Raw genomic sequence first — 655 nt, forward strand, 5'->3', positions numbered from 1 at the left:
TGCGCGCCCTGCGCGAGCTGCAAGCCCAGGAACGGGCCGCCACCGAGACCGAGCGTGCCTCCTTGGCCCGCTGGGGGTCCTGGGGTGCCAGTGGGGTCGCGGAAATCTTCGACGAGTCCCGGACCGAGTACGAGGCCGACCGTGCGGAGCTGCGCGATTTGCTGGATGAGACCGAGTACGCAGCCGCCCGTCGAACGGTGATCAACGCCCACTACACCGACCCGGCGATCGCCGCCGAGCTCTGGGGCGCGCTGGAGGCTCTGGGGTTCCAGGGCGGGCGTGTGCTGGAGCCCGGTTCTGGGGCCGGCACCTTCATCGGCCTGGCCCCGGAAGGGGCGCAGATGACCGGGGTGGAGCTGGACCCGGTGACCGCGGCCATCTCGGCGGCGATCTATCCGGACGCCACGATCCGCACCGAGTCCTTCGCCGACACCCGGATGCCCGGGGGCGTCTTCGACGCGGCGGTGGGCAATGTGCCGTTCTCCCGGAATTCTCTACACGATCCCCGGTACAACGCGGCCGGGCATTCGATGCACAACCACTTCATTCTCAAGTCCTTGGCACTGACGCGGCCTGGTGGGGTGGTGGGGGTGATCTCCTCGGCGTTCACCCTGGATGCGCAGAACCCGGCCGCGCGCCGAGAGATGGCTGCCAC

1 protein-coding gene is annotated in these 655 nt (G+C 69.6%); it reads left to right on the plus strand.

Annotated features, from left to right (window positions below):
* Positions 1-8: 8 nt before the first annotated feature.
* On the plus strand, positions 9-655 hold a 647-nt coding region (locus ABEA06_RS13485), incomplete at its 3' end, for a class I SAM-dependent methyltransferase (protein WP_459076772.1).

The sequence above is a fragment of the Kocuria gwangalliensis genome, assembly GCF_039544365.1.
Taxonomy (GTDB): Bacteria; Actinomycetota; Actinomycetes; order Actinomycetales; family Micrococcaceae; genus Kocuria; species Kocuria gwangalliensis.